Annotated in this window: 6 protein-coding genes; all 6 read right to left on the bottom strand. The window is 60.7% G+C overall.

The window, feature by feature from the left end; genetic code table 11:
* A partial coding sequence (locus JNL55_RS09865) for an AMP-binding protein (protein ID WP_293852511.1) occupies window positions 1–1,035 on the bottom strand: 1,035 nt, incomplete at its 3' end.
* Window positions 1,036–1,163: 128 nt separating this feature from the next.
* Window positions 1,164–1,568, bottom strand: coding sequence for a c-type cytochrome (locus tag JNL55_RS09860; protein WP_293852509.1), 405 nt, complete (start codon window positions 1,566–1,568; stop codon window positions 1,164–1,166).
* 1 nt (window position 1,569) lies between these two features.
* Window positions 1,570–2,079: a methylamine dehydrogenase light chain gene (locus JNL55_RS09855; protein WP_293852507.1), complete on the bottom strand. Its 510-nt coding sequence runs from the start codon at window positions 2,077–2,079 to the stop codon at window positions 1,570–1,572.
* Between the two features lie 7 nt (window positions 2,080–2,086).
* The gene (gene mauD / locus JNL55_RS09850; RefSeq protein WP_293852505.1) at window positions 2,087–2,695 is read right to left on the bottom strand and encodes a methylamine dehydrogenase accessory protein MauD; all 609 of its coding nucleotides are present in this window, start codon (window positions 2,693–2,695) and stop codon (window positions 2,087–2,089) included.
* A gap of 2 nt (window positions 2,696–2,697) precedes the next feature.
* Entirely contained in the window at window positions 2,698–3,228 is a 531-nt protein-coding gene (locus JNL55_RS09845) for a MauE/DoxX family redox-associated membrane protein (protein WP_293852503.1), read from the bottom strand.
* Window positions 3,229–3,239: 11 nt separating this feature from the next.
* Window positions 3,240–3,918, bottom strand: a 679-nt coding sequence (locus JNL55_RS09840) for an amine dehydrogenase large subunit (RefSeq protein ID WP_293852501.1), incomplete at its 5' end; no start/stop codon positions are given.

Here is a 3,918-nt window from a genome sequence, read left to right as displayed (position 1 = left end):
AATGCGAACTTCCAGTCCTTCGGGGATGCGTCCAAAGCAACGCTCGCCGACATGGCGCGGATCAACGTTTGCAGTGATCCAGGCACCGCCGCCGGTTTCGGTCATCGCCCACGCTTCGATCAAAGGCACGCCGAAGCGTGATTCGAAAGCAGCGTGATGCTTGGGATCCACACCGGCACCGAACGCGAAACGAATCTGCGATGAATGGTCGTCCTGCCCACTCGGGGTCGCACCGAGCAGCATCGCGGGCATCACGCCCAGGTAGTGAAAACACGTCGCGCGCGTGTCTCGAATCGTGTTCCACCACGACGATGGATGAAATCGATCCAGCTGAATCAGGCAGCCGCCCGTGAGCAGCATGGCCATGAATGAACACCCCAGCGCATTCATGTGGGTCACCGGCAACGGCGTGGCCAGGCGCTCCACTCCAGGACGAAAACTGCAGTATCCGCCCAGCGTCGTGTAGTGAGTTCCGATCTGACTGAAGTAGCTATCGGTGAGCACACAACCTTTCGACGTTCCCGTGGTACCCGACGTGTATAGCAGCGCGGCTTCATCTGGCATTGCGGTGGGCTCGCCGTAAGGTCCAATCAATACGTCACGCTGCTGCTGAACATCGACCACCGGCCGGCCCGGAGGCATCGCCTCACTGAGTCGTTGGACGTACGCGCTGCGAACAAACGCTGCAGAAATATCTGCGTGAGCCAGCACGTAACGCAGCTCGTCCCGGCTCATGGCGGCATTGATGGGCACGATGCTACAGCCGAGTCGATTCAATGCCAGGAAATACAGAAAGAAGTCAGCCGTATTGCCTAATGCCAGCGCAACTCGGTGCCCGGGCTGGAAGCCAAGCGACTGCAGCGTCGCGCTGAGTCGATCCGTCTCGATGCGAGCCTCACCATAAGTGAGTCGCGTCAGCGGCACATCCTCGTGCGCCGGCACCTGCAGGAAGTCACCCGTCGCGTAGGTCTGCGATGCCTGCTCGAACGCGCCCCAAGGCATGCGCACGTGACGTTGACAGTCAATGCTACTCATCACAGTCCGTCAGGGTTGGTTGGAATCGCAGCAGCGGATGCTGAAAATAGCCTAGGGACGATTACTTTACTTGTCAACTAATCGCCGGAGAGCAGCGACGAGTGCCGCGCGCTAGAAACAAACAACGGCTACAACGCGGGCCGTTCTCGCGCCACTTCGAGCAAAGGTTGAGTACGCAGTCGCTCTACTTCCGCAACTGTGAATGGTGCGGTTCGAGCAGCAACGTCCGCTGGCGCAAACGTCTTCACGATCCAATTGAGGACTGCAGCGAGTCGCACTGAGCTGAGATCGGACTGCGTGACGCCGGGCACTCGTTGAATGAAGTCGCGCCCGTTCGGCAATGTGAGCAATCGTCCGAGATCGTCGGGGAAGGATGGCACCTTGCCGACCAGGCCACGCCCCTGCTCACCGTGGCAGCCCATGCAGTGGAGTAGATAATCTTCCTTGGCTCGGCGTTCGACATCATCAGCAATCGCCGGCGCGGCCACGCAGACCGCGCCAATGAGCAACGTCGCCGCGAACCGCCTCTTCATCTCAGCCCTCAGCGACACCTACGATGCGCGACACGGTGCAGTGATAGGCAACATTCGAATTGCTACCCACACACCAGTTGAGATCGTTGGCGAGGTATGGCACGTACGTCGGCCGATCTCGCTCGTTACGAGTGCATTGGCAGCGCCCGCACGCACTCTTACCGCAACAATCGTTGTACGCGATGATGTAGTCCTTGCCATCGCTGGCGTGGCGACATGTGCCTACCCAAGTGATGGGCGCGGGCTCGGTGCCGGGGGGACAAGTCGTCACCGATCCGCCGCAGCATGAGCATAGAAAGCCGTCGATCGCGCAGTACCGCCAGTAATCGCAAGACTTCACATCGCCATCAGTCGGCGCGCTCGTTTCATTCTGACCGCGCGCCACCGGCAGCAACGGCAGCGATGCTCCACCAATCAGCAGCCCGCCCAGCGAACGAATCATGCTCCGGCGGGAGACACCCTTGGCCAGCGAGCGGCTCCATCGTTCGAAAATTCGGTCGTATCGGTTCATGGCACGCTCACGCGACATCACGTTGTTTACGGGCGGCGAACTCTTGGATGTTCGCCACGCCCAGCGCCTGGGCCTCGAGCAAGCTTTCCAGATGCTCGCGCGTATTGACCAACCCATTGGCTCGAACCGTGCCGCTGGCATCGACCAGCACTGCATACGGCAAGCGACTCGCTCCATAAGTCATGCCGAGTTGCTCGGACAGCACATAGGAGAATTCCTCGAGCGACTCGTTCGCGATGAATGCGAGGTGTTCGGCAGCAGCGCCGTCGCTTGCCAGAATCACCTCCAGATTGGCTCGTTCGCTCCTGCGCATAGAACGCAGCACCGGTAACAACGATTTGCACACGGGACAGGTCGGCGAGACGAAGGCGATCAACGTGGCGCGCCCGTGCGTATTCGGTGCGCCGATGCGCAGCTGGCGACCGGTGACATCCGGGGTTTCGATGACCGGCGCCGCCTCCCCGACCTTCAAGCCTTTGGCCAGATGTAACGCGCCCGCCGGCCGAATGCGCTCATGAATGATGCCCACCTGCCGGGCCAATGCCACGACCACGAAAATGAGCCCGACGACGACGATCCAAAGGATCGAAATGATGGTCCACGCGGCAATCGACACGGCTACCTCCCCACGAAATCACGGTTGCCCGCAAGCGTTGCATGCGCGAGGTACAACCCCGCCAGCGACGCGGTCGCGCAACTCACCACGAATAGATCCGCCCACCCCAATGCTCGCTCCATCACCGGCATGACCGCACCGAGCGAGAACGCGGCCAGCAATACATTTCGGCGGACCATCCACCATTCGAGCGGATGACGCTCACCGAAGCCGCCACAGCCGCAATCGAGCAACACTCGCCCACGCCGCAGATTGAAGCTCATTGCTGCTGCGTACAGCAGTAACAAAATGCAGGCACCAGCGGCAGCGACCGAGCGCGTGGCCGGTAAGAGCACACCAAGCACAATCGCGATTTCAATACTCACCAACAGCGCTGCAGAAGCCGGGACCAACGCTTCCGGCAACAGCTCATATCTACCGAGCGTGTCGCGGAATCGGCTCCAGTCGCGCAGCTTGTGAATGGCGGCGCTGGCGAACAGCAACGCCAGCGTGACGGCAACGATCGACTGAATCAGCGGTTCGACTGAAAGCATGAGCGCTGGCCTCAATGAGTCACGAGCGTCGTGGGAGTGAACCCAATCTCCTCGATCGTGCGCTGATGGGCGCCCGAGATGGCATCGTAGACCTGCACCTTCGGCGCGGCGATGAATAGCGTGAACAGCAGCGGCTTATCATCTTGAGTCACGGCGATCGAAGTGGCGATGTCCTTGAGCACGATGCGTTGAACGCGCGTGCGCTTGGCAAGATCGTAGACCCAGATTTCAGTGCCGGGATCCTTGTGGGTATCGGCGCCGCCGACATGCATCAGACTGTAGAAGCGCTTGCTACGCTCATGGAATGCCAGATGTTGTATGCCGCCCGGCCGCCACGATTCCTTGCGAGCCGCTGCGTCCAGCAGCGACCAGCCCGCCCGCACCTGCGGAACTTTGCCGGTCGTGTCTATCGGCAGCACGTTGCCGCTGAAAGTGGCGAACAACCAAGTGGCACCGTCGCGCACGCCTTTTTCAGTTACCGGGTCTTCGGCCGGATTGAACAGGATCTTGCTGCGCGTCTTCGAGACCAATTGCCCGTTGTCATCCAGGTGCACTTGCAGCGCGGCGCCGTCGCTGCACAGAGAGAAGAAGCCGCGAGGCCCGGTCGGGTAGATCAGCGCGCAGCCCGCCGTTTCGATCTCTCCTAAGCTCTTGCGTGACACCGTGTCGATGACAGTCACCGATTGCGCC

Source organism: Steroidobacter sp. (genome assembly GCF_016790065.1).
Lineage (GTDB): Bacteria > Pseudomonadota > Gammaproteobacteria > Steroidobacterales > Steroidobacteraceae > Steroidobacter.
The sequence above is the reverse complement of the archived record's forward strand: the minus strand, read 5'-3'. Positions and strand labels throughout refer to the sequence as shown.

What these genes read in the sequence shown, in the direction of transcription:
- JNL55_RS09860 (WP_293852509.1), bottom strand. Translation starts at nt 1,568, where the DNA reads ATGAAGAGGCGGTTCGCGGCGACGTTGCTCATTGGCGCGGTCTGCGTG.
- JNL55_RS09855 (WP_293852507.1), bottom strand. Translation starts at nt 2,079, where the DNA reads ATGAACCGATACGACCGAATTTTCGAACGATGGAGCCGCTCGCTGGCC.
- JNL55_RS09845 (WP_293852503.1), bottom strand. Translation starts at nt 3,228, where the DNA reads ATGCTTTCAGTCGAACCGCTGATTCAGTCGATCGTTGCCGTCACGCTG.